This is a genomic window from Enterobacter soli, from assembly GCF_964208575.1.
GTDB lineage: Bacteria > Pseudomonadota > Gammaproteobacteria > Enterobacterales > Enterobacteriaceae > Enterobacter > Enterobacter soli_A.
The window spans coordinates 1-26675 of record NZ_CAXOFU010000033.1 but is presented as its reverse complement, the minus strand read 5'-3'; the positions used below and the strand labels follow the sequence as shown (position 1 = coordinate 26675).

21 protein-coding genes are annotated in these 26675 nt (G+C 57.7%); 15 read left to right on the top strand and 6 right to left on the bottom strand.

What is annotated here, in order from left to right; translation table 11 throughout:
• Nucleotides 1-251: 251 nt before the first annotated feature.
• The 4 genes from metA to aceK all read left to right on the top strand — a co-directional run bounded on the left by metA (nt 252) and on the right by aceK (nt 6235).
• Nucleotides 252-1181, top strand: a complete 930-nt coding sequence (gene metA, locus AB6V08_RS22145) for a homoserine O-acetyltransferase MetA (protein ID WP_368544938.1) — start codon at nt 252-254, stop codon at nt 1179-1181.
• 271 nt (nt 1182-1452) lie between these two features.
• Nucleotides 1453-3054 carry a malate synthase A gene (aceB, locus tag AB6V08_RS22140; RefSeq protein WP_368544937.1) on the top strand — a complete coding sequence of 534 codons (1602 nt, stop codon included), beginning with the start codon at nt 1453-1455 and terminating at the stop codon, nt 3052-3054.
• A gap of 31 nt (nt 3055-3085) precedes the next feature.
• Complete coding sequence (gene aceA / locus AB6V08_RS22135) at nt 3086-4390, top strand: isocitrate lyase (RefSeq protein WP_368544936.1); 1305 nt, start codon at nt 3086-3088, stop codon at nt 4388-4390.
• A gap of 117 nt (nt 4391-4507) precedes the next feature.
• Entirely contained in the window at nt 4508-6235 is a 1728-nt protein-coding gene (gene aceK, locus AB6V08_RS22130) for a bifunctional isocitrate dehydrogenase kinase/phosphatase (protein WP_368544939.1), read from the top strand.
• Nucleotides 6236-6316: 81 nt separating this feature from the next.
• Here aceK and iclR read toward each other — a convergent pair whose 3' ends face one another.
• Complete coding sequence (gene iclR / locus AB6V08_RS22125; protein WP_182063269.1) at nt 6317-7144, bottom strand: glyoxylate bypass operon transcriptional repressor IclR; 828 nt, start codon at nt 7142-7144, stop codon at nt 6317-6319.
• A gap of 194 nt (nt 7145-7338) precedes the next feature.
• Here iclR and metH point away from each other — a divergent pair, with 194 nt between their 5' ends.
• From metH to rluF, 5 genes are all read left to right on the top strand, one after another.
• Complete coding sequence (gene metH / locus AB6V08_RS22120; protein ID WP_368544935.1) at nt 7339-11022, top strand: methionine synthase; 3684 nt, start codon at nt 7339-7341, stop codon at nt 11020-11022.
• 112 nt (nt 11023-11134) lie between these two features.
• Complete coding sequence (locus AB6V08_RS22115) at nt 11135-12766, top strand: Na/Pi cotransporter family protein (RefSeq protein ID WP_368544934.1); 1632 nt, start codon at nt 11135-11137, stop codon at nt 12764-12766.
• Nucleotides 12767-12861: 95 nt separating this feature from the next.
• Nucleotides 12862-13155 carry a type II toxin-antitoxin system CcdA family antitoxin gene (locus AB6V08_RS22110; protein ID WP_368544933.1) on the top strand — a complete coding sequence of 98 codons (294 nt, stop codon included), beginning with the start codon at nt 12862-12864 and terminating at the stop codon, nt 13153-13155.
• Nucleotides 13155-13472, top strand: a complete 318-nt coding sequence (locus AB6V08_RS22105; protein ID WP_368544932.1) for a CcdB family protein — start codon at nt 13155-13157, stop codon at nt 13470-13472. The genes AB6V08_RS22110 and AB6V08_RS22105 overlap by 1 nt, the downstream gene beginning before the upstream one ends.
• Before the next feature lie 54 nt (nt 13473-13526).
• Nucleotides 13527-14399, top strand: a complete 873-nt coding sequence (gene rluF / locus AB6V08_RS22100) for a 23S rRNA pseudouridine(2604) synthase RluF (RefSeq protein WP_368544931.1) — start codon at nt 13527-13529, stop codon at nt 14397-14399.
• Here the strand turns inward: rluF and AB6V08_RS22095 are convergent, their stop codons facing one another.
• The 3 genes from AB6V08_RS22095 to lysC form a co-directional block, all read right to left on the bottom strand.
• Nucleotides 14400-14672 (bottom strand): DUF3811 domain-containing protein, encoded by a 273-nt coding sequence (locus AB6V08_RS22095; protein WP_368544930.1) that lies wholly within the window; start codon nt 14670-14672, stop codon nt 14400-14402.
• Between the two features lie 50 nt (nt 14673-14722).
• Nucleotides 14723-15667: a ketopantoate/pantoate/pantothenate transporter PanS gene (panS, locus tag AB6V08_RS22090; protein WP_368544929.1), complete on the bottom strand. Its 945-nt coding sequence runs from the start codon at nt 15665-15667 to the stop codon at nt 14723-14725.
• 93 nt (nt 15668-15760) lie between these two features.
• Nucleotides 15761-17110, bottom strand: coding sequence for a lysine-sensitive aspartokinase 3 (lysC, locus tag AB6V08_RS22085; RefSeq protein ID WP_368544928.1), 1350 nt, complete (start codon nt 17108-17110; stop codon nt 15761-15763).
• Nucleotides 17111-17485: 375 nt separating this feature from the next.
• Between lysC and pgi the strand changes: the two genes are divergently transcribed.
• From pgi to psiE, 6 genes are all read left to right on the top strand, one after another.
• Nucleotides 17486-19135: a glucose-6-phosphate isomerase gene (gene pgi / locus AB6V08_RS22080; RefSeq protein WP_368544927.1), complete on the top strand. Its 1650-nt coding sequence runs from the start codon at nt 17486-17488 to the stop codon at nt 19133-19135.
• A gap of 365 nt (nt 19136-19500) precedes the next feature.
• Nucleotides 19501-19743, top strand: coding sequence for an exopolysaccharide production protein YjbE (yjbE, locus tag AB6V08_RS22075; RefSeq protein WP_368544926.1), 243 nt, complete (start codon nt 19501-19503; stop codon nt 19741-19743).
• 117 nt (nt 19744-19860) lie between these two features.
• Nucleotides 19861-20499 carry a YjbF family lipoprotein gene (locus tag AB6V08_RS22070; protein ID WP_368544925.1) on the top strand — a complete coding sequence of 213 codons (639 nt, stop codon included), beginning with the start codon at nt 19861-19863 and terminating at the stop codon, nt 20497-20499.
• Nucleotides 20496-21233 carry a capsule biosynthesis GfcC family protein gene (locus tag AB6V08_RS22065; protein WP_368544924.1) on the top strand — a complete coding sequence of 246 codons (738 nt, stop codon included), beginning with the start codon at nt 20496-20498 and terminating at the stop codon, nt 21231-21233. The genes AB6V08_RS22070 and AB6V08_RS22065 overlap by 4 nt, the downstream gene beginning before the upstream one ends.
• Nucleotides 21233-23329: a YjbH domain-containing protein gene (locus AB6V08_RS22060; RefSeq protein ID WP_368544923.1), complete on the top strand. Its 2097-nt coding sequence runs from the start codon at nt 21233-21235 to the stop codon at nt 23327-23329. Before AB6V08_RS22065 ends, AB6V08_RS22060 begins: the two co-directional genes overlap by 1 nt.
• A 200-nt stretch (nt 23330-23529) precedes the next feature.
• The gene (psiE, locus tag AB6V08_RS22055) at nt 23530-23940 is read left to right on the top strand and encodes a phosphate-starvation-inducible protein PsiE (protein WP_368544922.1); all 411 of its coding nucleotides are present in this window, start codon (nt 23530-23532) and stop codon (nt 23938-23940) included.
• A gap of 96 nt (nt 23941-24036) precedes the next feature.
• Here the strand turns inward: psiE and malG are convergent, their stop codons facing one another.
• A complete protein-coding gene (gene malG, locus AB6V08_RS22050) occupies nt 24037-24927 on the bottom strand; it encodes a maltose ABC transporter permease MalG (RefSeq protein ID WP_368544921.1) in 891 nt (296 codons plus the stop codon).
• Nucleotides 24928-25082: 155 nt separating this feature from the next.
• The gene (gene malF, locus AB6V08_RS22045) at nt 25083-26627 is read right to left on the bottom strand and encodes a maltose ABC transporter permease MalF (RefSeq protein WP_368544920.1); all 1545 of its coding nucleotides are present in this window, start codon (nt 26625-26627) and stop codon (nt 25083-25085) included.
• Nucleotides 26628-26675 lie beyond the last annotated feature (48 nt).

Genomic DNA, 26675 nt, shown 5'->3' with positions numbered 1-26675 from the left:
CAGGAAGAACCCCGTACCGTAAGGTGCGGGGTTTTTTGCTTTGCGCGCAAGAAAACATGCCGGATGGCGGCTTCTTCTCGCCCGGCCTGCAAACCTGCAGATCCAGCACGCACCGAGCGCTACCAGCACGACACATCTCCTTGAAACTTTCTCACCTTCTGCTTGCAGGCTCGACATTCAGGTCAATTCTGGGTATCGTTAGCTGTCTGGATGTCTAAACGTTTATACGTATGTTGTGAGGATTTAAGGTTATGCCGATTCGGGTGCAGGACGAGCTACCAGCCGTCAATTTCTTACGTGAAGAAAACGTCTTCGTTATGACGGCTTCGCGTGCTACAGGTCAGGAAATTCGCCCGCTGAAGGTGCTTATTCTCAATCTGATGCCGAAAAAGATCGAAACGGAGAATCAGTTTCTGCGTCTGCTGTCGAACTCCCCACTTCAGGTTGATATCCAGCTGCTGCGCATTGACGCCCGCGAGTCGCGCAACACGCCTTCTGAGCATCTCAATAACTTCTACTGTAACTTCGAAGACATCCGAAACGAGAACTTCGATGGACTGATCGTCACCGGTGCGCCGCTGGGCCTTGTGGAATTTAATGACGTGGCCTACTGGCCGCAGATCCAGCAGGTGCTGGAGTGGGCAAAAGATCACGTTACCTCTACGCTGTTTGTCTGTTGGGCGGTACAGGCCGCGCTGAATATCCTTTATGGCATCCCCAAGCAAACCCGCACCGAAAAGCTCTCTGGCGTCTATGAACACCACATTCTTCATCCTCATGCCCTGCTGACCCGCGGGTTTGATGATTCTTTCCTGGCTCCGCACTCCCGCTATGCCGATTTCCCGGCGCAGCTTATTCGTGATTACACCGATCTGGAGATCCTGGCGGAAACGGAGGATGGCGACGCCTATCTGTTTGCCAGCAAAGACAAGCGCATCGCCTTTGTAACCGGGCATCCGGAATACGATCCCCACACTCTGGCGTCAGAGTTTTTCCGCGACGTTGAGGCCGGGCTCAATCCGGACGTTCCGTACAACTATTTCCCGAAAAACGATCCCAACAACAAGCCGAGAGCCACCTGGCGCAGCCACGGAAATCTGCTGTTTACCAACTGGCTTAACTATTACGTCTACCAGATCACGCCATACGATCTGCGTCACATGAATCCGACGCTGGAGTAATCGTCTGCGTTAAAGGATCCTAAAGCGTTTCAGCATCTCATCACGGGCACCTTCGGGTGCCTTTTTTATTTCCGAAATCAAACTCAACAATGAATAAAACTTTAAATGCATTGTAATCAATATGTTATTTCTATTTTTAAATTAAAATGGAAATTGTTTTTGATTTTAGAAAATTTATAGATAGTCTTAATTCTGCTGAACGAAAACTACACAACGATCTTTCGTTCGCATCGGGGAGCGTGTTTTTGGATCTTTGATGAGGAGCAGAATAATGACTGAACAGGCAACCACGGCCGATGAACTGGCCTTTAATCAGCCGTATGGCGAGCAAGAGCAGCAAATCTTGACCGCAGAGGCGGTCGAATTCCTGACCGAGCTGGTGATTCGCTTTACGCCAAAGCGCAACAAGCTGCTGAGCGCGCGTATTCATCAACAGCAGGAAATTGATAACGGAAACTTGCCTGGCTTTATTTCGGAAACCGCTTCCATAAGAAATGGCGACTGGAAAATCCGCGGTATTCCTGAAGATTTGCAGGATCGCCGCGTGGAGATCACCGGCCCGGTAGAGCGCAAGATGGTCATTAACGCCATGAACGCTAACGTCAAAGTCTTTATGGCGGACTTTGAGGATTCTCTCGCGCCGGACTGGCGCAAAGTCATCGACGGGCAAATTAACCTGCGCGATGCCGTGAACGGCACCATCAGCTATACCAACGACGCCGGAAAAATCTACCAGCTGAAGCCCGACCCGGCCGTACTGATTTGCCGCGTCCGCGGTCTGCATCTGCCTGAAAAGCACGTGACCTGGCGCGGGGACGTGATTCCGGGCAGCCTGTTCGACTTCGCCCTGTACTTCTTCCACAACCACAAAACCCTGCTGGCGAAAGGCAGCGGCCCGTATTTCTATCTGCCGAAAACCCAGTCCTGGCAGGAGGCGGCATGGTGGAGTGAAGTGTTCAGCTACGCAGAAGATCGCTTCAGCCTGCCGCGCGGCACCATCAAGGCCACGCTGCTGATTGAAACGCTGCCGGCGGTATTCCAGATGCACGAAATTCTCCACGCCCTGCGCGACCACATCGTTGGCCTGAACTGCGGGCGCTGGGATTACATCTTCAGCTATATCAAAACCCTGAAAAATCATCCCGACCGCGTGCTGCCGGATCGTCAGGTTGTCACCATGGACAAGCCGTTCCTCAGCGCCTACTCGCGCCTCCTGATCAAGACCTGCCACAAGCGCGGTGCCTTCGCGATGGGCGGTATGGCGGCGTTTATCCCAAGCAAAGACGCCGAGCGCAACAACCAGGTGCTCAACAAAGTGAAAGCGGACAAAGAGCTGGAAGCGCGTAACGGTCACGACGGGACGTGGATTGCGCACCCGGGGCTGGCGGATACGGCGATGGAAGTCTTCAACCGCGTGCTGGGCGATAACAAAAATCAGCTGTTTGTGACCCGTGAAGAGGATTCCCCTACGGCGGCAGAGCAGCTGCTGGCACCCTGCGAGGGCGAGCGTACCGAAGAGGGGATGCGTGCCAATATCCGCGTCGCCGTGCAGTACATCGAAGCCTGGATCTCCGGTAACGGCTGCGTGCCTATCTACGGCCTGATGGAAGACGCCGCCACCGCGGAGATCTCCCGTACCTCTATCTGGCAGTGGATCCACCATCAGAAAAAACTCAGCAACGGCAAAGAGGTGACCAAATCACTGTTCCGCCAGATGCTGGCCGAAGAGATGCGGGTGATCCAGGACGAGCTGGGCGAACACCGCTTCAGCAGCGGCCGCTTTGACGATGCCGCGCGCCTGATGGAGCAGATCACAACGTCAGACGAATTAATCGACTTCCTCACCCTGCCGGGCTACCGCCTGCTGGCGTAATCCACCACATAACAATATGGAGCATCTGCACATGAAAACCCGTACCCAACAAATCGAAGAATTACAAAAAGAGTGGACTCAACCGCGCTGGGAAGGCATCCGCCGCCCGTACAGCGCAGAGGAAGTGGTTAAATTACGCGGCTCGGTGAACCCGGAATGCACGCTCGCGCAGAACGGCGCGGCGAAGATGTGGCGTCTGCTGCACGGTGAGTCGAAAAAAGGCTACATCAACAGCCTCGGGGCGCTGACCGGCGGCCAGGCGCTGCAGCAGGCGAAAGCTGGTATCGAGGCCATTTATTTATCGGGCTGGCAGGTGGCGGCGGACGCGAACCTGGCGTCAAGCATGTACCCGGACCAGTCGCTCTATCCGGCAAACTCCGTGCCGTCGGTGGTGGATCGGATCAACAACACCTTCCGCCGCGCCGATCAGATCCAGTGGTCTGCGGGTATCGAACCGGGCGATCCGCGCTTTGTGGATTATTTCCTGCCGATCGTCGCGGATGCCGAAGCCGGTTTTGGCGGCGTGCTGAACGCGTTCGAGCTGATGAAATCGATGATTGAGGCCGGTGCAGCGGCGGTTCACTTCGAAGATCAGCTGGCGTCGGTGAAAAAATGCGGACACATGGGCGGCAAGGTGCTGGTGCCGACTCAGGAAGCGATTCAGAAGCTGGTTGCCGCGCGTCTGGCCGCTGACGTGCTCGGCGTGCCAACCCTGGTGATTGCCCGTACCGATGCCGACGCGGCTGACCTGATCACTTCGGACTGCGATCCGTACGACAGCGAGTTCATCACCGGCGAGCGCACCAGCGAAGGGTTCTACCGTACCCATGCGGGTATTGAACAGGCGATCAGCCGCGGCCTGGCGTATGCGCCTTATGCCGACCTGGTGTGGTGTGAAACCTCGACGCCGGACCTGGCGCTGGCGAAACGCTTTGCCGATGCGATCCACGCGAAATACCCGGGCAAGCTGCTGGCCTATAACTGTTCGCCGTCCTTCAACTGGCAGAAGAATCTGGACGATAAAACCATCGCCAGCTTCCAGCAGCAGCTGTCGGACATGGGCTACAAGTACCAGTTCATCACCCTGGCGGGGATCCACAGCATGTGGTTCAACATGTTCGACCTGGCGCACGCTTACGCGCAGGGTGAGGGCATGAAGCACTACGTTGAGAAGGTGCAACAGCCGGAGTTTGAAGCCGGTAAAGAGGGCTATACCTTCGTTTCTCACCAGCAGGAAGTGGGGACTGGCTACTTCGACAAAGTGACCACCATTATTCAGGGCGGCGCTTCCTCGGTTACCGCGTTGACGGGGTCAACCGAAGAAGCACAGTTCTGATTTTTTCCCCCTCACCCTAACCCTCTCCCCGAAAGGGAGAGGGGACGGTCTGGTGCGGATCTGTAATCTCCCTCTCCCCTGCGGGGAGAGGGCCGGGGTGAGGGTTGGGGGATGCCTATGACGCGTGGTCTGGAATTACTGATTGCACAAACCATTCTGCAAGGGTTTGACGCCCAGTATGGTCGTTTTCTGGAAGTCACCTCCGGTGCCCAGCAGCGCTTTGAGCACGCGGACTGGCACGCCGTTCAGCAGGCCATGAAGCAGCGTATCCACCTCTACGATCACCACGTCGGTCTGGTGGTGGAGCAGCTGCGCTGTATCACCGACGGCAAAAGCCCTGACGCCGCGTTTCTGCTGCGCGTGAAGGAGCACTACACCCGTTTATTACCCGATTACCCTCGCTTCGAGATTGCGGAGAGCTTCTTCAACTCCGTCTATTGCCGGTTATTTGACCACCGCTCGCTATCTCCCGAGCGGTTATTTATCTTCAGCTCTCAGCCCGAGCGCCGCTTTCGCACCATCCCGCGCCCGCTGGCGAAAGATTTTTACCCCGACAGCGGCTGGGAACCCTTGCTGCATCGGGTGCTAACCGATTTGCCGCTGCGCCTGCCCTGGCAGAATAAATCCCGGGATATTGGCTACATCATTGCCCATCTCACCGAAACCTTCGGCGAAGAGACGCTCAGGCACAGCCATTTGCAGGTGGCTAACGAGCTGTTTTATCGCAATAAAGCGGCGTGGCTGGTAGGCAAACTGATCGCGCCAGGGGCCATCGTGCCCTTCCTGCTACCCGTTCACCGCACCGATGAGGGCGAGCTGTTTGTTGATACCTGCCTGACGACCGGCGCCGAGGCCAGCATCGTGTTTGGCTTCGCCCGCTCCTACTTCATGGTTTACGCGCCGCTGCCTGCGGCTCTGGTTGAGTGGCTGCGCGAGATCCTGCCGGGCAAAACCACCGCCGAGCTGTACATGGCGATTGGCTGTCAAAAGCACGCCAAAACGGAAAGCTATCGCGAGTATCTGCACTACATCGCCAGCGCGGACGAGCAGTTTATCGAAGCGCCCGGCATTCGCGGCATGGTGATGCTGGTCTTCACGCTGCCGGGTTTTGACCGGGTGTTTAAGGTCATCAAGGATAAATTCGCGCCGCAGAAAGAGATGACCGCCGCCCACGTCCGCGCCTGCTATCAGCTGGTTAAGGAGCACGATCGCGTCGGGCGCATGGCGGATACCCAGGAGTTTGAAAACTTCGTGCTGGAGAAGCAGCAGATCGACCCGGCGCTGATGGCGCTACTCATGCAGGAAGCGCCGGGGAAAATCACCGATCTTGGGGATAAAATCGCGATTAGCCACCTGTATATCGAACGCCGGATGGTGCCGCTGAATATCTGGCTGGAGCAGTCCGACGGTCAGGCGCTGCGCGATGCCATCGAGGAGTACGGTAATGCCATCCGCCAGCTTGCCGCGGCCAATATCTTCCCCGGCGATATGCTGTTTAAGAACTTCGGCGTTACCCGCCACGGTCGGGTGGTGTTCTACGATTACGATGAGATTTGCTACATGACCGAGGTGAATTTCCGCGACATACCGCCGCCGCGCTACCCGGAAGACGAGCTGTCCGGCGAGCCGTGGTACAGCGTGTCGCCGGGAGATGTGTTCCCGGAGGAGTTTCGCCACTGGCTGTGCGCCGACCCGCGCATCGGGCCGCTGTTTGAAGAGATGCATGACGATCTGTTCCGCGCGAGCTACTGGCGCGGCCTGCAAACGCGGATTAAAAACGGGCACGTGGAGGATGTGTATGCTTACCGGCGCAAGCAGCGGTTTTGTATCAGATTTGCGGTTTAACGCCCGGTGGCGCTGCGCTTACCGGGCCTACGGTCCGAATGTAGGCCGGGTAAGGCGTAGCCGCCACCCGGCAAACCCAGCTTAACGAATCCCACCGTACGCCAGCGTCACCTCTTTCGCCGCCTTGATCACCAGCGCCCCCAGCTCGGTTACGCGATCGTCCGTCATGCGCGAAATCGGCCCGGAGATAGAAATCGCGGCAAACGGCTCGCGGTGCTCGTCAAAGATACAGGCCGCCAGGCAGCGCAGGCCCAGGGCGTGTTCTTCATCATCAAACGAATAGCCGCGCTTACGGGTCAGCGCCAGGTCTTCTTTCAGATGGACAGGGGAAACCAGCGTGGCGTGGGTGTAGGCGTGCAGCCCCTTGCGGTGCAGCAGGCCGGTCACCTGCTCCTCGCTCAGCTGCGACAGAAACGCTTTGCCCGCCCCGGAGGCGTGCATTGGCAGCTTGCCGCCGATGGGCGCGGACATACGCATCAGCTGCGTACACTGCACCTGGTCGATGATGATGGCCTGATGGTCGCTTTGGTCCAGCACCGCCAGGTTGACGGTCTCGCCGGAATCTTCCATCAGCTTGCGCAGAATAGGATGCACAATTGCCAGCAGGTTGCGGCTTTGCAGAAAGCTGCTGCCGACGATGAACGCGTGCGCGCCCACCGCCCAGTGTCCCAGCTCGCCCACCTGACGCACAAAGCCCAGCTGCTGCATGGTGGTTAACAGGCGATGGGTGGTGGAGTTCGGCAGGCCGGCCTGCTGGGCCAGCTCCGTCAGGGCCACGCTGCTGTGCGACTCGGCTATCCATTCCAGCAGCTTCAGGCCGCGGGTCAGCGACTGAACCTGTCCACCCTGCGGTGCGGCTGTGGTTGCAGCAGGTTTTCTGCCGCGTTTAGCGGGAACGGTTGCGACCATGACGAACTCCTTTTTCTGTATCGTGGAAATCATTTTCGTTTTATTTGGTGAATTTGCAACCGCTTTGCTGACTGATCGGAGGAGTGATAGTGAACATGTCTCATGTTACCGCCGTGTCACTTTTCCACCCAGCGAGATTATGCCAGTATGGAACGCAGCCTTTTTGGCCATGTTGAGCGTTGTCGGGAGCAAGTGTGAGCAGCAAAGTAGAGCAACTGCGTGCGCAGTTAAATGAACGAATTCTGGTGCTGGACGGCGGCATGGGCACCATGATCCAGGGCTATCGTCTGAGTGAAGACGATTTCCGCGGCGAGCGTTTCGCCGACTGGCCGTGCGATCTGAAAGGCAACAACGACCTGCTGGTGCTCAGCAAGCCGTCCGTGATTAAGGATATCCACAACGCCTACTTCGAAGCGGGCGCGGATATCGTTGAAACCAACACCTTTAACTCGACAACCATCGCCATGGCGGATTACCAGATGGAATCCCTGTCGGCGGAGATCAACTTTGAAGCGGCGAAGCTCGCCCGCGCCTGCGCCGACGAATGGACGGCCCGCACGCCGGACAAACCGCGCTACGTTGCCGGGGTGCTTGGCCCGACCAACCGCACCGCGTCCATCTCACCGGACGTGAACGACCCCGCGTTTCGCAACATTACCTTCGATCAGCTGGTGGCCGCCTACCGTGAATCCACCAAAGCGCTGGTGGAAGGCGGTTCCGACCTGATCCTGATTGAAACCGTGTTCGACACCCTCAACGCCAAAGCCGCCATTTACGCGGTGAAAGAGGAGTTCGAGGCGCTGGGCGTCGATCTGCCGATCATGATTTCCGGCACCATCACCGACGCCTCGGGTCGTACCCTCTCCGGCCAGACTACCGAAGCGTTTTACAACTCCCTGCGCCACGCCGACGCGCTCTCCTTCGGCCTGAACTGTGCCCTGGGGCCGGACGAGCTGCGCCAGTACGTTCAGGAGCTGTCGCGCATTGCCGAGTGCTACGTCACCGCCCACCCGAACGCCGGTCTGCCGAACGCCTTCGGGGAATACGATCTGGATGCCGACACCATGGCGGCGCAAATCCGCGAGTGGGCCGAGTCCGGCTTCCTGAACATCGTTGGCGGCTGCTGCGGCACCACGCCGGAGCATATCGCCGCGATGAGCCATGCCGTTGCCGGCCTGCCGCCGCGTAAATTGCCCGATCTTCCTGTGGCCTGTCGCCTGTCCGGCCTTGAGCCGCTGACCATCGGCGACGACAGCCTGTTTGTGAACGTGGGTGAACGTACCAACGTTACCGGTTCCGCAAAGTTCAAGCGCCTGATCAAAGAAGAGAAGTACAGCGAAGCGCTGGACGTGGCGCGTCAGCAGGTGGAAAGCGGCGCGCAGATTATCGATATCAACATGGACGAGGGGATGCTCGACGCCGAAGCGGCGATGGTGCGTTTCCTCAACCTGATTGCCGGCGAGCCGGATATTGCCCGCGTGCCAATCATGATCGACTCCTCCAAGTGGGAGGTTATCGAAAAAGGGCTGAAGTGCATTCAGGGTAAAGGCATCGTTAACTCCATCTCGATGAAAGAGGGCGTTGATATCTTTATCCACCACGCGAAGCGGGTCCGCCGTTACGGCGCGGCGGTGGTGGTGATGGCCTTTGACGAAGTGGGCCAGGCCGATACCCGCGAGCGCAAAATTGAGATTTGCCGCCGGGCGTACAAAATTCTGACCGAAGAGGTCGGCTTCCCGCCGGAAGATATCATTTTCGACCCGAATATCTTCGCGGTGGCGACCGGGATTGAAGAGCACAACAACTACGCCCAGGACTTTATCGGCGCCTGCGAAGACATTAAGCGCGAGCTGCCGCACGCGCTGATCTCCGGCGGCGTGTCGAACGTGTCGTTCTCGTTCCGCGGTAACGACCCGGTACGCGAAGCGATTCACGCCGTGTTCCTCTACTACGCCATCCGCAACGGCATGGACATGGGGATTGTCAACGCCGGGCAGCTGGCGATTTACGACGACCTGCCTGCGGAGCTGCGCGACGCGGTGGAAGACGTCATTCTTAACCGTCGCGATGATGCCACCGAGCGGATGCTGGATCTGGCGGAAAAATACCGCGGCAGCAAGTCGGACGAGGCGGCAAACGTGCAGCAGGCCGAGTGGCGTTCGTGGGACGTGAAAAAGCGTCTGGAATATTCGCTGGTCAAAGGCATCACCGAATTTATTGAACTCGACACCGAAGAGGCGCGCCAGCAGGCCTCCCGCCCAATTGAAGTGATTGAAGGCCCGCTGATGGACGGCATGAACGTGGTGGGCGACCTGTTCGGCGAGGGCAAAATGTTCCTGCCGCAGGTGGTGAAGTCCGCGCGCGTGATGAAGCAGGCGGTGGCCTACCTTGAGCCGTTTATTGAAGCCAGCAAAGAGAAGGGCTCCAGCAACGGCAAAATGGTGATTGCCACCGTGAAGGGCGACGTCCACGACATCGGCAAGAACATCGTCGGCGTGGTGCTGCAGTGCAATAACTACGAAATTATCGACCTTGGCGTGATGGTGCCTGCGGATAAAATCCTCAAAACCGCGCGCGAAGTGAATGCCGACCTGATTGGCCTTTCCGGGCTGATTACCCCGTCGCTGGACGAGATGGTCAACGTGGCCAAAGAGATGGAGCGTCAGGGCTTTACCATTCCGCTGCTGATTGGCGGCGCGACGACCTCGAAAGCGCACACGGCGGTGAAAATCGAGCAGAACTACAGCGGCCCGACGGTGTACGTGCAGAACGCCTCGCGCACCGTCGGCGTGGTTTCCGCGCTGCTCTCCGACACCCAGCGCGACGACTTTGTGGCGCGTACCCGTAAAGAGTACGAAACCGTGCGCATTCAGCACGCCCGCAAGAAGCCGCGCACCCCGCCGGTGACGCTCCAGGCGGCGCGTGATAACGATCTGGCGTTTGACTGGTCGAGCTATACGCCGCCGGTGGCGCACCGTCTGGGCGTGCAGGACGTGACGGCCAGCATCGAAACGCTGCGTAATTACATCGACTGGACGCCGTTCTTTATGACCTGGTCGCTGGCGGGTAAATATCCGCGCATCCTTGAAGATGAGGTGGTAGGCGAAGAGGCGAAGCGCCTGTTCAAAGACGCCAACGATATGCTCGACAGGCTGAGCGCCGAGAAAACCCTGAACCCACGCGGCGTGGTGGGGCTGTTCCCGGCGAACCGCGTGGGGGACGACATCGAAATCTATCGCGATGAAACCCGCACCCACGTGCTGGCGGTGAGCCGCCACCTGCGCCAGCAAACCGAAAAAGTGGGCTTTGCCAACTACTGTCTGGCCGATTTCGTTGCGCCGAAGCTCAGCGGCAAAGCGGACTACCTTGGCGCATTTGCCGTAACGGGCGGTCTGGAAGAGGACGCGCTGGCGGACGCCTTCGAAGCGCAGCACGATGACTACAACAAGATCATGGTGAAAGCCATCGCCGACCGTCTGGCGGAAGCTTTTGCGGAGTATCTGCACGAGCGCGTGCGCAAGGTGCACTGGGGCTACGCGGCGAACGAAAACCTCAGCAACGAGGATCTGATCCGCGAGAACTACCAGGGCATCCGTCCGGCGCCGGGGTATCCGGCGTGTCCGGAACATACCGAGAAGGGCACCATCTGGGAACTTCTGGATGTCGAAGCGCATACCGGCATGAAGCTGACCGAGTCCTTCGCCATGTGGCCGGGGGCGTCCGTTTCCGGCTGGTACTTCAGCCATCCGGACAGCAAGTACTTCGCCGTGGCGCAGCTGCAGCGGGATCAGATTGAGGATTACGCCCTGCGTAAAGGCATGAGCGTGTCGGAAGTGGAGCGCTGGCTGGCGCCGAATCTGGGCTACGACGCGGATTAACGTCAACTTTACTAAAACAAACAGGGCGCTCATTGAGCGCCCTGTCTCTTTATTACGTTTAAACCTTTATACTGAATCATAAAACGAATAACGATAAGGAGAACCCACTTCCGTGCTGACGTTGTTGCATCTGCTTTCTGCCGTGGCGCTGCTGGTCTGGGGCACACACATTGTCCGAACGGGCGTCATGCGCGTTTACGGCGCACGCCTGCGCGCCGTATTGAGCCGTAGCGTGGAGAAAAAACCGCTCGCCTTCTGCGCGGGCATCGGCGTAACCGCGCTGGTGCAAAGCAGTAACGCCACCACCATGCTGGTCACCTCGTTTGTGGCGCAGGATCTGGTGGCGCTGACGCCTGCGCTGGTGATTGTGCTCGGTGCCGACGTGGGGACCGCGCTGATGGCGCGAGTCCTGACCTTCGATCTCTCCTGGCTGTCGCCGCTGCTGATTTTTATCGGCGTGATTTTCTTCCTCGGCCGCAAGCAGACCCGCGCCGGGCAGCTCGGACGCGTGGGAATTGGCCTCGGCCTGATTCTGCTGGCGCTGGAGCTGATCGTGCAGGCGGTGACGCCGATTACCCAGGCGAACGGCGTGCAGGTGATTTTCGCCTCGCTGACGGGCGATATCATGCTGGACGCGCTGATCGGCGCGGTCTTCGCCATTATCAGCTACTCCAGCCTGGCCGCGGTGCTGTTAACCGCCACGCTCGCCAGCGCGGGCGCGATCTCCTTCCCGGTGGCGCTGTGCCTGGTGATTGGTGCTAACCTCGGCTCCGGCCTGCTGGCGATGCTCAACAACAGCGCCGCCAACGCCGCCGCGCGCCGGGTGGCGCTGGGCAGCCTGCTGTTCAAGCTGGTGGGTAGCCTGATTATCCTGCCGTTCGTTCATCTGCTGGCCGATGTCATGCACAAGCTGCCGCTGTCGGACGCCGAGCTGGTGATCTATTTCCACGTCTTCTACAACCTGATCCGCTGTCTGGCAATGGTGCCTTTCGCCGGGCCGATGGCCCGTTTCTGCGAGCGCCTGATCCGCGACGAGCCCGAGCTGGACGCGCGGCTGAAGCCGAAGCATCTGGACACCTCCGCGCTGGACACGCCCGCGCTGGCGCTCGCCAACGCGGCTCGCGAGACGCTGCGCATGGGCGACGCGATGGAAACCATGCTGGAAGGCCTGCAAAAGGTGATGCACGGCGAGCCGCGCGAAGAGAAAGAGCTGCGCAGGCTGGCGGATGATATCAACGTGCTGTATACCGCCATCAAGCTGTATCTGGCGCGGATGCCGCAGGATGAGCTGGCGGAAGAGGAGTCCCGGCGCTGGGCGGAAATCATCGAGATGTCCCTGAACCTCGAGCAGGCCTCCGATATCGTGGAGCGCATGGGCAGCGAGATCGCCGATAAATCGCTGGCCGCGCGTCGGGCCTTCTCCGGCGAAGGGCTGAAAGAGCTGGAAGCGCTGCACGAGCAGCTGGTGAGCAACCTCAAGCTGGCGATGTCCGTGTTCTTCTCCAGCGACGTGCCGAGCGCCCGACGCTTGCGCCGCAACAAGCATCGCTTCCGTATTCTTAACCGCCGCTACTCGCACGCGCACGTTGAGCGCCTGCACCAGCAAAACGTGCAAAGCATTGAGACCAGCTCCCTGCACCTGGGGCTGCTGGGGGACATGAAACGCCTTAACTCGCTGTTCTGCTCCGTGGCGTACAGCGTGATGGAGCAGCCGGATGAAGATGACGAGCGGGATGATTATTAATCTCTGAAAGCGCCTCGCAAAACAGCTTTGCGAGGCGTGCTCCCTTTTGAAAAGCGGATTAGGCTTAAGGCCTTACTTTTTAGAGGGAATAGATCATGCTTGTTTATTACGCTACACTTCGCCAATTCATGCGCATTCCAATGGGGGTTGTCATGCGCGCTGCTAAAGGCGTTAAAAAGTCGGTCAATGTCTCGCTAGATCCTGCGATCCTCGAAGAAGCCCGCAGGCTCAAAATCAATCTTTCAGCAGTATTAACGGAAGCGTTGCAGGAGAAGTTTCGTGAATATCAGCGTGCCGCCTGGCTGGAAGAAAATAAGTCGGCGATAGAGGCTGTTAATCAGTGGGTAGATGAAAACGGTTCGTTCAGCGATTTTCAGAGGTCGTTTTGATGGAACAATTTTGTGCCTACGAAAATGCAGGAGCAGGGAAGAAAGTCTATCCCTGGCTCATTAACATGCAGCATCCTGTGGCAAATGTTCTAAAGCATGTGCTGGTGGCGCCTGTCATCGAGCTGGAAAAACTGGCTGGCAGCCATCCACCCGCAAAGGTCTGCCCTGTTGTGCAAATTGCAGGGAAACCCTGCGTGGTGATGATGCATATGATGTCCGGCATTTCTGCAAAAGAAATCGGCGAGCGCGTTGCCGATCTCACCGATAAAAGGGCATCTTTACGGGATGCGCTCGATTTTCTTATCAATGGCTACTAAGGCTTTTTCGTCAGCTGCAAGGTAAGGTATATTTTCGCCTTCACAGGAGAAACTATGCTGCCAACTCAATCAACCCGATTAAACAAATACATTAGCGAGAGCGGGATTTGCTCACGTCGCGAGGCTGACCGTTACATTGAACAAGGTAACGTGTTTCTTAACGGCAAACGCGCCACCATCGGCGACCAGGTTGTGCCTGGCGATGTGGTGAAGGTCAATGGTCAGGTCATCGAACCGCGTGATGCTGAAGACCTGGTGTTTATCGCGTTGAACAAACCGGTTGGTATCGTAAGCACCACGGAAGATGGCGAGCGCGACAACATCGTGGATTTCGTTAACCACAGCAGCCGCATCTTCCCGATTGGTCGCCTGGATAAAGACTCTCAGGGGCTGATTTTCCTCACCAACCACGGCGACCTGGTGAACAAGATCCTGCGTGCCGGGAACGACCACGAGAAAGAGTACGTGGTGACGGTCAACAAGCCGGTCACGGATGAGTTTATCCGCGGAATGGGCGCGGGCGTGCCGATTCTGGGCACCGTCACGAAGAAGTGTAAGGTGAAGAAAGAGGCGCCGTTTGCGTTCCGCATTACGCTGGTGCAGGGGCTTAACCGTCAGATCCGCCGCATGTGCGAACACTTCGGCTATGAGGTGACGAAGCTGGAACGTACCCGCATCATGAACGTCAGCCTGTCCGGTATTCCGCTGGGGGAATGGCGTGATTTAACGGATGACGAACTGATCGAGCTGTTCAAGCTCATCGAAAACTCGTCCTCCGAGGCGAAGCCAAAAGCCAAAGCAAAGCCGAAAACCCAGGCGATTAAGCGTCCGGTGGTGAAAGCGCCGGCAACCGAAGACAAAGGTCGCGGCAAGCCGGGAAACGGCAAGCGCTTTACCCAGCCGGGCCGCAAAAAGAAAGGGCGCTGATTAGCGCCTTCCACGGGTAGAGGTATTTGCCGACCAGGAAAAGGTCGACTCTGCATCGGGTTTATAAGCCTGCTCTTTTTTCAGCTTGCGGGCTTTCTTCGCCGCCGCGTCGCGCTGCGCCATCAGCTTATCGATGTACTCTTTTTTAACCTGATTGGTTTCGGCGTTGGTCAGCGTGCGGCCGTGTGCGATGCGGGCGCGGTCGAGAAGCGTTTTCAGTTCGCGCTGCTCGGCTTCCGTCATATCTTTCTGGGTCAATCGTGGTGTAGCCATCACTGAAGCCTCCTCTGGAAGAGGCTCCAGTGTAAAGCAAGTGCCGCCAATTAACCCTGCTTCACCGCATCTTTTTTCGCTTGTTCTTCAATAGGTTTACCGGACCAGTAGCCCGCCAGCAGCGAGCCGGACAGGTTATGCCAGACGGAGAACAGCGCCCCCGGCAGCGCGGCCAGCGGTGAGAAGTAGATTTTACCCAGCGCTGCCGCCAGGCCGGAGTTCTGCATTCCCACTTCAATGGCCAGCGTGCGGCAGGTGGATTCATCAAAGCCGAACAGCTTCCCGCCCCAGTAGCCGCCCAGCAGACCAATGGTGTTGTGCAGCACCACCGCGATAATCACCACAAAGCCCACGGACGCAATGTGCGACGCGGAGCCCGCGACCACGGCGCTGATGATGGCCAGAATGCAGACCATCGAAAAGGCGGGCAGGTAGGGCTCAATTGCCTTCACCACGCGCGGGAACAGGTGGTGAATCACCAGCCCCAGCGCAATCGGGATCACCACGATTTGCAGAATGCTCAGCAGCATGCCCATCACGTCGACCTGAATATGGGCGTCCACGTACAGGCGGGTGAGCAGCGGCGTGGCCACCACGCCCACCAGCGTGGAGACGGAAGAGATGGTCACTGAAAGCGCCACGTCGCCTTTCGCCAGATAGATCATCACGTTGGACGCCGTGCCGCTGGCGACGCTGCCGACCAGCACCATCCCGGCGGAGAGATCCGGCGGCATCTTAAACGCCATCGCCAGCAGCCAGGCGGCGAGCGGCATCACCAGATAGTGCAGGAAAATGCCGGCCGCCACCGGCGCGGGGCGCGACAGCACGCGTTTGAAGTCGTCAATTTTCAGGTGTACGCCCATGCCGAGCATAATCAGCATCAGCAGCGTGGTGACCCAGGGGCCGATGCCCGTGAAGTGGGAGGGGGTGTAATACGCGAGTACGGAGAGCAGCAGCGCCCATAACGGGAACAGCCGCGTGATAGAGGATAACATAATGATTTCCTTGCAGTATTGTCGTGTTGTTTAGTTATAAAAAAGCCGGGTCTGTGCCCGGCTTATCGATATTGTTTAACGTGCTAACGAATTTTATTCAAACAAATTCTGATGAAGTTTCTGCACCACCTGCTCCGCCTGTTCGGCAGGGACCAGGAAGCAGAGGTTATAGCTGGACGCACCGTAGCAAATCATGCGGATATTGAACGGGTCGAGCACGCCGAAGACCTCTTTGCCGACGCCGCAGGCGCGCGACAGCTTGTTGCCGATGATAGCCACCAGCGCCAGATCCTCTTCCACTTCCACGCGGCACAGCTCGGAGAGCTCAATCAGCAGCGACTGGGTCAGCAGGGTATCGCCGGTAGAGGTGGAGCCGGTGGTATCCAGCGTCAGGGCGATACTCACTTCAGAGGTAGTGATCAGATCCACGGAGATGTTGTGGCGCGCCAGAATGCCAAACACTTCCGCCAGGAAACCGCGGGAGTGCAGCATGTTGTGGCTGTGCAGCGTAACCAGCGTCTGACGACGGCGCAGGGCCAGCGCGCGGAACAGCGGCGGGTTTTCGGTTTTCTTGCACACCAGCGTGCCGCCCGCTTTAGGATCTTTGCTGGAGCCTACGAAGACCGGAATATCGCTGCGCACCGCAGGCAGCAGGGTTGCCGGATGCAGCACTTTCGCGCCGAAGGTCGCCATTTCTGCCGCTTCTTCGAAGGCAATCACGTCAATGCGTTTTGCCGCAGACACCACGCGCGGGTCGGTGGTGTAGATGCCCGGCACGTCGGTCCAGATGTCCACGCGGGTGGCGTGCAGCGCTTCGCCCAGCAGCGCCGCGGTGTAATCGCTGCCGCCACGGCCCAGCGTCGTGGTGCGGCCTTTGGCCTCGCTGCCGATAAAGCCCTGGGTAATCACAATGCCTTCTTCCAGGCGCGGGGCCAGCTGCTGGCCGGTCAGTTCCGCCAGCGCCTCGATGTCCGGCTCGGCACGGCCGAAGCGGTCGCTGGTGCGCATGATTTTGCGCACGTCAAACCACTGCGCCTGAACGCTACGTTCGCGCAGGATCTCAACAAACAGCAGGGTAGACATCAGTTCGCCGTGGCTGACCAGTTCATCGGTCAGGGCGGTCGAGGTCGCCAGAGACGCGGCTTCTGCCAACGTGGTGATATTTTCGAGCAGACGCTCGACTTCCTCGCGGATCACATTCGGGTTCTGCATGCGTTCGAGGATGTCGAACTGAATTTTGCGCAGCGCATCCAGCTTCACGAAACGTTCTGTCGCTTCCAGTCCTTCAGACAGAGAAACCAGCAGGTTCGTCACGCCAGCCGATGCAGACAGCACCACCAGGCGGGTATTCGGATCGGCCAGCACCACATCGGCGCTGCGGTTCATGGCATCGTAATCAGCCACACTGGTGCCGCCAAATTTAGCGACCACAAAACTCGTCATAACAACCTCGTGTCAGGGAATGAATAAAGCGACCATGGCACAAGAATGAAACGAAAACAGGTGCAGGCGCAAAATACGGCCCTATAAATAAAATGCGGGGGAGGTCCTGTCAATGCTGGGATTATGCGGATTTTTCATGGGGGTGCCCCCCTCAGTAACAGTACTTATAACAAGCCATTATTTTATGCTGCAGATCAGGACATTCTGAACGACATTCATCCCCTTCGGGGACGGGGTTTAGCAACTATACTTTTTGGGTCTTTTTACCCGCGATTGATGCAGGCCAGGGCAATGGCATAAAAACCATCACAATTTTTGTTCGCAGGCGCTACAATCGACCGCAGTCACAATTCTCAAATCAGAAGAGTATTGCTAATGAAAAACATCAACCCAACGCAGACTGCTGCCTGGCAGGCACTCCAGAAACACTACGATGAAATGAAAGACGTCACTATCGCGGATCTGTTCGCGAAAGATGGCGATCGTTTCAACAAATTCTCCGCGACCTTCGACGACCTGATGCTGGTGGATTTCTCCAAAAACCGCATTACCGAAGAGACGCTGGCGAAACTGCAGGATCTGGCGAAAGAGACCGAGCTGGCCGACGCGATTAAGTCCATGTTCTCGGGCGAGAAGATCAACCGCACCGAAGACCGTGCCGTGCTGCACGTGGCCCTGCGTAACCGTAGCAATACTCCAATCATCGTTGACGGCAAAGACGTGATGCCGGAAGTGAACGCGGTGCTGGAAAAGATGAAAGCCTTCTCCGAAGCGATCATCTCCGGGAGCTGGAAAGGCTACACCGGCAAAGCCATCACTGACGTGGTGAACATCGGTATCGGCGGTTCTGACCTCGGCCCGTTCATGGTGACCGAAGCGCTGCGCCCGTACAAAAACCACCTCAACATGCACTTTGTTTCTAACGTTGATGGCACCCACATCGCCGAAGTGCTGAAGAACGTGAACCCGGAAACCACCCTGTTCCTGGTGGCGTCTAAAACCTTCACCACTCAGGAAACCATGACCAACGCCCACAGCGCGCGCGACTGGTTCCTGAAAACCGCGGGCGATAACAAGCACGTGGCGAAACACTTCGCGGCGCTGTCCACCAACGGTAAAGCGGTTGGCGAGTTCGGCATCGACACGGCGAACATGTTCGAGTTCTGGGACTGGGTTGGCGGTCGTTACTCGCTGTGGTCGGCGATTGGCCTGTCCATTATTCTCTCCGTGGGCTTCGACAACTTCGTTGAGCTGCTCTCCGGCGCGCACGCGATGGATAAACACTTCTCCACCACCGCGCCTGAGAAAAACCTGCCGGTGCTGCTGGCGCTGATTGGTATCTGGTACAACAACTTCTTCGGCGCTGAAACCGAAGCGATCCTGCCGTACGACCAGTACATGCACCGTTTCGCGGCGTACTTCCAGCAGGGCAACATGGAATCCAACGGTAAATACGTTGACCGTAACGGCAACGCGGTGGATTACCAGACCGGCCCAATCATCTGGGGCGAGCCGGGCACCAACGGTCAGCACGCGTTCTATCAGCTGATCCACCAGGGCACCAAAATGGTTCCGTGCGATTTCATCGCGCCAGCCATTACCCACAACCCGCTCTCCGATCACCATCCGAAGCTGCTGTCCAACTTCTTCGCCCAGACCGAAGCGCTGGCGTTTGGTAAGTCCCGCGAGGTGGTTGAGCAGGAATACCGTGACCAGGGCAAAGATCCGGCGACGCTGGACCACGTTGTGCCGTTCAAAGTGTTCGAAGGTAACCGTCCAACCAACTCCATCCTGCTGCGCGAAATCACGCCGTTCAGCCTGGGTGCGCTGATTGCCCTGTACGAGCATAAAATCTTCACCCAGGGCGCAATCCTGAACATCTTTACCTTTGACCAGTGGGGCGTTGAGCTGGGCAAACAGCTGGCAAACCGCATTCTGCCTGAGCTGGGTGACGACAAAGCGATTAATAGCCACGACAGCTCGACCAACGGTTTGATTAACCGTTATAAAGCCTGGCGCGGATAATTAATATGTGATGAAAAATGCCGGCTAAATGCCGGCATTTTTTTATCGGATAATTCCTGATGTCTGTTATTTAACTCAAATTCTTGTTCTGAGTTTAATCTGAAAAACCGGATTAACCCGCTAATTGCTGCGGTTTATTTTAGGATTATACGGAGATTGAATAATTCAGATTATATTATAAGGGACTGAATTTAGAGTATTTTATATTAGTTAAATTATTCTTATATTTCATTAATATCCATTTATCCGAAAACCCTTCCTCTATTTAGCCACACGGCAATCCCTCTGCTTTAGTTGTGTATACTCGATTTCGCTCGAATTTCTTTTCGGGCAAACCTCCATTCATTCAATGAAGGGAAATTGTTATGAAGAAAATACTGTGTGGCATTTTTGCCATATCTGCGCTTGCGGCGACATCTGTCTATGCGGCTCCGGTTCAGGTCGGGGAAGCAGCAGGGTCGGCAGCGACGTCTGCGTCTGCGGGGAGTTCTACCGCAGCCAGCACCAGCACCGTAAGTTCAGCAGTGGGTGTCGCGCTGGCGGCAACCGGTGGCGGTGATGGCTCCAATACCGGAACCACGACCACCACAACGACCAGCACCCAGTAATACCGGGTGTTTTAAACATAACCACACTTCGGTGTGGTTATTCTGGATTTTCAGGATCCTGCGGGACCTGTAGGCCGGATAAGCGAAACCTGTCCCGGCAATATGCGGAGAAGAGTCGTGAAGCGACCTGGAATCATTCTGATTTGCCTGCTTCTGCAGGCCTGTTCAGCCACCATCAAAGGGCTGGGCCATTCATTGTGGGACAGCATGTTCGGTACGCCAGGCGTCCACCTGACCGATGACGATATCCAGAATATGCCGTATGCCAGCCAGTACATGCAGCTAAACGATGGCCCGCAGCTGTTTGTGGTGCTCGCTTTCGATGAAAACGGGCAGCAGAAATGGGTGACGCAGGATCAGGCCACCCTCGTGACGCAGCACGGTCGCCTCGTCAAAACCTTGCTCGGCGGCGACAACCTGCTTGAGGTGAACAATCTCGCGGCAGACCCGCTGATTAAACCGAATCAAATCACCGACGGCGCAAGCTGGACGCGCACTATGGGCTGGACGGAGCACAAGCAGGTGCGTTACGCCACCGCCCGTTCCGTCTTCCGCTGGGACGGCACCGACAGCGTCAGCGTGGGCAGCGACAGTACGCAGGTTCGCGTGCTGGATGAAGAAGTTACCACCGAGCAGGCGACCTGGCACAACCGCTTCTGGGTGGATGATGAAGGGCAAATCCGTCAGTCGCTTCAGTACCTTGGCGCGGGTTTCTTCCCGGTGAAAACCACCCTGATCAAGGCGGCGAAACAATGAAAACTCTCCTCCGTATCGCGTTGATCGCCAGCCTGACGTCGCCCCTGGCGTGGTCGGCAGGGACGGTAAAGGTCTATATGCCGGGCGAAGCTAAGCCGAAAACCCTCACCAACGCCGAACATCTGCTCGATCTGGTCGGCCAGCCCCGGCTGGCAAACAGCTGGTGGCCGGGCGCGGTGATCAGCGAGCGTCAGGCCACGGTGGCGGCAGAACAACAGCAGCGCGCGCTGCTCGCCCGCCTGACCGGTCTGGCAGAGCAGGAAGACGGCGACGACGCCGCGGCGATCAACAGCGTTCGCCAGCAGCTGCAGGGGCTGAAGGTGACCGGGCGGCAGAAGGTAAACCTCGATCCGGACAAGGTGCGGGTCGCGGAAAACGGCAACCCGACGCTCCAAGGGGAATACAGCCTCTGGCTTCCCACCCAGCCGACAACCGTCACCGTGATGGGGCTTATCAGCAGCCCGGGCGATAAGCCGTTCACGTCGGGACGCGACGTGGCGAGCTATCTCGACGAGCAAAGCCTGCTCAGCGGCGCGGACAACAGCTACGCCTGGGTGCTCTACCCGGACGGCCGCACGCAAAAAGCGCCGGTGGCCTACTGGAACAAACGCCACGTAGAACCCATGCCCGGCAGCGTGATTTTTGTCGGTTTTGCCGACCACTTCTGGACGAAGGCTTATGACGGACTCAACGCCGATATCCTTCATACCCTGATGCAGCGGATACCGGATTAATGAAAAGAACCTATCTTTACAGCATGTTGGCACTGTGCGTCAGCGCCGCGTGCCATGCAGAAACCTATCCGGCGCCCATCGGCCCGTCGCAATCAGACTTTGGCGGCGTCGGTTTACTGCAAACCCCAACCGCCCGCATGGCGCGCGAGGGGGAGCTGAGCCTCAACTACCGCGATAACGACCAGTACCGCTACTATTCCGCATCCGTGCAGCTTTTCCCGTGGCTCGAAACCACCCTGCGCTACACCGACGTGCGTACCAAAAAATACAGCAGCGTGGAGGCCTTCTCCGGCGACCAGACCTACAAAGATAAAGCCTTCGACGTGAAGCTGCGCCTGTGGGAGGAGAGCTACTGGATGCCGCAGGTGTCCGTTGGCGCGCGCGATATCGGCGGTACGGGGCTGTTTGATGCCGAATACCTGGTGGCCAGCAAGGCCTGGGGGCCGTTCGACTTCTCGCTGGGCCTCGGCTGGGGATATCTCGGCACCAGCGGCAACGTCAAAAACCCGTTCTGTTCCTACAGCGACAAATACTGCTATCGCGACAACAGCTACCAGAAAGCCGGCTCCATTAACGGCGACCAGATGTTCCACGGCCCGGCCTCGCTGTTCGGCGGCGTCGAGTACCAGACTCCGTGGCAGCCGCTGCGCCTGAAGCTGGAGTACGAAGGGAACAACTACAGCGAAGACTTCGCGGGCAAGATTGAGCAGAAGAGCAAGTTTAACGTCGGCGCCATTTACCGCGTCACCGATTGGGCCGACGTTAACCTCAGCTACGAGCGCGGTAACACCGTGATGTTTGGCGTGACGCTGCGCACCAACTTCAACGACATGCGTCCGCACTATAACGACAACGCGCCGCCAAAATACCAGCCGGAGCCGCAGGATGCGATCATCCAGCACTCCGTGGTGGCGAACCAGCTGACGCTGCTGAAATACAACGCGGGTCTGGCGGATCCGAAGATCCAGACCAAAGGCGATACCCTGTACGTGACCGGAGAGCAGGTGAAATACCGCGATTCCCGCGAGGGGATCGATCGCGCGAACCGGATAATCATGAACGATCTTCCGGAGGGGATACGCACGATCCGCATCACCGAAAACCGCCTTAACCTGCCGCAGGTGACAACCGAAACGGACGTGGCGAGCTTGAAGCGCCATCTGGAAGGGGAGCCGCTGGGACACGAAACCGAGCTGTTGCAGAAACGCGTGGAGCCGGTAGTGCCCGAGAGCACCGAGCAGGGCTGGTATATCGATAAATCGAGCTTTGACTTCCATATCGATCCGGTGCTGAACCAGTCCGTCGGCGGGCCGGAAAACTTCTACATGTATCAGCTTGGCGTGATGGCGACCGCCGACTGGTGGGTTACCGACCACCTGCTGACCACCGGCAGCCTGTTCGGCAACATCGCCAATAACTACGACAAGTTCAACTACACCAATCCGCCGAACGACTCGAAGCTGCCGCGCGTGCGTACCCGCGTGCGTGAATACGTGCAGAACAACGCCTACGTGAACAACCTGCAGGCCAACTACTTCCAGTACTTCGGCAACGGTTTTTACGGCCAGGTTTACGGCGGGTATCTGGAAACCATGTACGGCGGCGCGGGCGCGGAAGTGCTCTACCGTCCGGTCGACAGTAACTGGGCGTTTGGCGTGGATGCCAACTACGTGAAGCAGCGCGACTGGCGCAGCGCGCAGGACATGATGAAGTTTACCGACTACAGCGTCAAAACCGGTCACCTGACCGCCTACTGGACGCCGTCGTTTGCGCCGGACGTGCTGGTGAAAGCCAGCGTCGGACAATATCTGGCGGGGGATAAGGGCGGCACGCTGGATATCTCTAAACACTTCGACAGCGGCGTCGTGGTGGGCGGTTACGCGACTATTACCAACGTGTCGCCGGACGAATACGGGGAAGGGGACTTCACCAAAGGCGTGTACGTGTCGATTCCGCTGGATCTGTTCTCGTCCGGGGCGACCCGCAGCCGCGCGGCGATTGGCTGGACGCCGCTCACCCGCGACGGCGGTCAGCAGCTTGGGCGTAAGTTCCAGCTGTATGACATGACGAGTGATAAGAACGTGAACTTCCGCTGATGCTGTCCCCCCTCACCCTAACCCTCTCCCCAAAGGGGAGAGGGGATCGCTCGGCGCTGTCTTTTCCCCCTCGCCCCTTTGGGGAGAGGGCCGGGGAGAGGGGCCATCCACTCTCTTGCTCAAAACATAAACAAAAAATATAGATCTACGTCACATTTTTGCGTTATACAGGAACCTCGCCCTGGAGAATGAGGTGCTGTATGACATCCCTGACTCGTCCGCGCGTTGAGTTCATCTCAACTATCCTCCAGACCGTGCTGAACCTCGGTCTGTTGAGCCTTGGCCTGATCCTGATTGTCTTCCTCGGCAAAGAAACGGTGCATCTGGCGGATGTGCTGTTTGCCCCGGAGCAAACCAGTAAATATGAGCTGGTGGAAGGGCTGGTGGTCTACTTTCTCTACTTCGAATTTATCGCCCTGATAGTGAAGTACTTTCAGTCCGGTTTTCACTTCCCGCTGCGCTATTTTGTCTACATCGGGATCACCGCGATTGTGCGGCTGATCATCGTCGATCATAAATCCCCCCTCGACGTGCTGATCTACTCGGCGGCAATCCTGCTTCTGGTGATTACGCTCTGGCTGTGCAACTCGAAGCGGCTGAAACGCGAATAAAAAAAGGGCGGCCCGAAGGCCGCCAAATAACAGTCACAAGATGGTTCAATACAATACGTCAAAGTTGAGGGTTGCAGTGGCATAACACGTTGAAACTTAACCTTTAACACCGCCTGCCGTCAGGCCGTTAACCAGCCAGCGCTGGGCCAGCAGGAATACCACGGTAATCGGGATGGCGGAAAGCACGGCCGCCGCGGCAAAGTCGCCCCACAGGTAGTTTTGCGGGTTGAGGTATTGCTGCATCCCGACCGCCAGGGTGTAGCTGTTCACGTCGCGAAGCAGCAGCGAGGCGACCGGCACTTCGGTGATGGCGGCGATAAACGACAGGATAAAGACCACCGCCAGGATAGGCACGGACAGCGGCAGCAGCACCAGGCGGAACGCCTGCCACGGGGTTGCGCCATCCAGCGCCGCCGCTTCTTCCAGCGAGCCGTCGATGGTTTCGAAATAGCCCTTGATGGTCCACACGTGCAGCGCGATACCGCCAAGATAGGCGAAGATCACCCCGCCGTGGGTGTTCAGGCCGATGAACGGAACATACTGGCCCAGACGATCAAACAGAGCGTACAGCGCCACCAGGGACAGCACCGCCGGGAACATCTGGAAAATCAGCATCCCTTTCAGCAGCGCCGCTTTGCCCGGGAAACGCATACGGGCAAAGGCATAGGCGCAGGTGGTGGAGAGCGTCACGATCCCAATCGCGGTGATCCCGGCGATTTTCACCGAGTTCCACAGCCATAGCAGCACCGGGAACGGCGGCGGGGTGACACGGCCATCGGCGTGTTCCACGCTGAAGCCCAGCGCCAGCTTCCAGTGTTCCCAGGAGATTTCATCCGGGATCAGGCTCCCGGTCGCAAAGTTACCCGAACGCAGGGAGATGGCGATAACCATCAGCAGCGGGAACATGATTGCCGCGATAAAAATCAGCAGACCTAAGTGCGTCGCCAGGAGGCGTAGCTTCTGAGATTTGGGTTGTACCATAGCCATAATATTCTTTACTCCTTAACGCCGCTCCAGGCTATTTTGCTTGCCATTTTGAACGCTGGCAGTGCTCAGAATCCTCACGTACTTCGTGTACGTTCCGGTTCTTGCGCGCTGGCAGCGTCCAAACTGGCTGCGCCAATGACGCCTGGTGATTCCAGTTAGTCAAATTTCATACGCGTGGCTTTCAGGTTCACAATCGCCAGGGCGCCCACCAGCAGGAAGATCAGGGTGGCAATCGCTGCCGCCAGACCGAAGTCCTGACCGCCGCCGCCTTCGAAGGCGATGCGGTAGGTGTAGCTCACGAGCAGGTCGGTATAGCCTGCCGGCGTGGTGGTGCCAAGACGGTCAGGGCCGCCGTTGGTCAACAGCTGAATCAGCACGAAGTTGTTAAAGTTAAAGGCGAAGCTGGCAATCATCAGCGGCGTCAGCGGCTTAATGAGCAGCGGCAGCGTAATCTTGAAGAAGTTCTGGAACGGGCCTGCGCCGTCCATCGCCGAGGCTTCGTACAGATCGTCCGGAATCGCCTTCAGCAGGCCCATGCACAGGATCATCATGTACGGATAGCCCAGCCAGGTGTTGACGATAATGATCATCGAACGGGCGGTTGTCGGGTCGCTGAACCAGGCCGGCTTGATGCCGAACAGCGCGCTCAGCATCATGTTGATTTCACCGAAGCTCTGGTTAAACAGCCCTTTGAAAATCAGAATCGAGATAAACGACGGTACGGCATACGGCAGAATCAGCAGCACGCGGTAAATCGCTTTGCCCTTCAGGGACTCCCACTGCACGAGACAGGCCAGCACCATGCCCACGGCAACGGTCAGGATCACGGTCAGCACCGAGAAGACCACCGTCCAGACGAAGATGGCGAAGAACGGCTTCTGGATGCCTTCGTCGGTGAAGACGCGGGTAAAGTTGTCCCAGCCGATGGTAACGGTATAGCCCGGGCTGAGCTTCTCATCACCCCATTTGCCGTCGGCGGTGATGGACTGATAGAACCCGATGTCGTTGTTCGGACGATACTTCACGCCGCTCTGGTTGTTGGTCAGCGTGCCGTCGTCCGCCAGCGCGTACAGCGGCTGGGTGCCGGAGAACTGGCGCAGCGAGCTCATGGTCACTTTGCTTTCATCAGGCAGCACCGCGGTGAGCTGGGTCAGCGCCTGACGGTTTTGGGTAATCACGCGCAGGTTAGCGCGTTCGCCTTCCGGCAGGGCTGCCGCCTCTTTTAAGGCCAGCTTCTGCTCGCCGCCAAACTTGAAGGCATCGGAGATAAAGACCTTGCCGCTCTCTCCGTCAGTGAGTGCTAACTTCCACTCGTCACCCGCCGGATAGAGGCCAAAGTTAAAGGTTTTGCCCGCCTGATAAGAGCGATCCATCAGCACCTGAGTCGCACGTTCCTGCGCAAGCTGGTTAGTGCTGCTGTAGTTGGTGAAGGCGATAGCAATCGTACAAATCAGCGGGAAGAGGACGAATAACCCCATCCCGGCCACGCCCGGATAGACATAGCGCCAGGCATAGGCTTTACGGTTGGCGAAAATATACAGGCCAGCAGAGCTTAAAATCAGCGTCATGATGGCGAACAGGTACTCCCCCTGTACGTACATTAAAACAACAAGGTAACCCACCAGCAGGCACAAAAGACCGATCGCTGACCACTTCAGCGCGTCGCTTTGCCACCAGCGTTTCTTTTTAATGACATCCATGGGGTTCTTCCTCTACAACGTATTCTGTTCTCCCTCTCCCCTCAGGGG

Coding starts and splice junctions, on each gene's coding strand:
- AB6V08_RS22095 (WP_368544930.1), bottom strand. CDS start 14,672: ATGGCTACACCACGATTGACCCAGAAAGATATGACGGAAGCCGAGCAG.
- AB6V08_RS22110 (WP_368544933.1), top strand. CDS start 12,862: ATGCTTGTTTATTACGCTACACTTCGCCAATTCATGCGCATTCCAATG.
- panS (WP_368544929.1), bottom strand. CDS start 15,667: ATGTTATCCTCTATCACGCGGCTGTTCCCGTTATGGGCGCTGCTGCTC.
- metA (WP_368544938.1), top strand. CDS start 252: ATGCCGATTCGGGTGCAGGACGAGCTACCAGCCGTCAATTTCTTACGT.
- AB6V08_RS22060 (WP_368544923.1), top strand. CDS start 21,233: ATGAAAAGAACCTATCTTTACAGCATGTTGGCACTGTGCGTCAGCGCC.
- rluF (WP_368544931.1), top strand. CDS start 13,527: ATGCTGCCAACTCAATCAACCCGATTAAACAAATACATTAGCGAGAGC.
- malF (WP_368544920.1), bottom strand. CDS start 26,627: ATGGATGTCATTAAAAAGAAACGCTGGTGGCAAAGCGACGCGCTGAAG.
- lysC (WP_368544928.1), bottom strand. CDS start 17,110: ATGACGAGTTTTGTGGTCGCTAAATTTGGCGGCACCAGTGTGGCTGAT.
- psiE (WP_368544922.1), top strand. CDS start 23,530: ATGACATCCCTGACTCGTCCGCGCGTTGAGTTCATCTCAACTATCCTC.
- pgi (WP_368544927.1), top strand. CDS start 17,486: ATGAAAAACATCAACCCAACGCAGACTGCTGCCTGGCAGGCACTCCAG.
- aceB (WP_368544937.1), top strand. CDS start 1,453: ATGACTGAACAGGCAACCACGGCCGATGAACTGGCCTTTAATCAGCCG.
- malG (WP_368544921.1), bottom strand. CDS start 24,927: ATGGCTATGGTACAACCCAAATCTCAGAAGCTACGCCTCCTGGCGACG.
- aceK (WP_368544939.1), top strand. CDS start 4,508: ATGACGCGTGGTCTGGAATTACTGATTGCACAAACCATTCTGCAAGGG.
- AB6V08_RS22105 (WP_368544932.1), top strand. CDS start 13,155: ATGGAACAATTTTGTGCCTACGAAAATGCAGGAGCAGGGAAGAAAGTC.
- aceA (WP_368544936.1), top strand. CDS start 3,086: ATGAAAACCCGTACCCAACAAATCGAAGAATTACAAAAAGAGTGGACT.
- AB6V08_RS22065 (WP_368544924.1), top strand. CDS start 20,496: ATGAAAACTCTCCTCCGTATCGCGTTGATCGCCAGCCTGACGTCGCCC.
- yjbE (WP_368544926.1), top strand. CDS start 19,501: ATGAAGAAAATACTGTGTGGCATTTTTGCCATATCTGCGCTTGCGGCG.
- iclR (WP_182063269.1), bottom strand. CDS start 7,144: ATGGTCGCAACCGTTCCCGCTAAACGCGGCAGAAAACCTGCTGCAACC.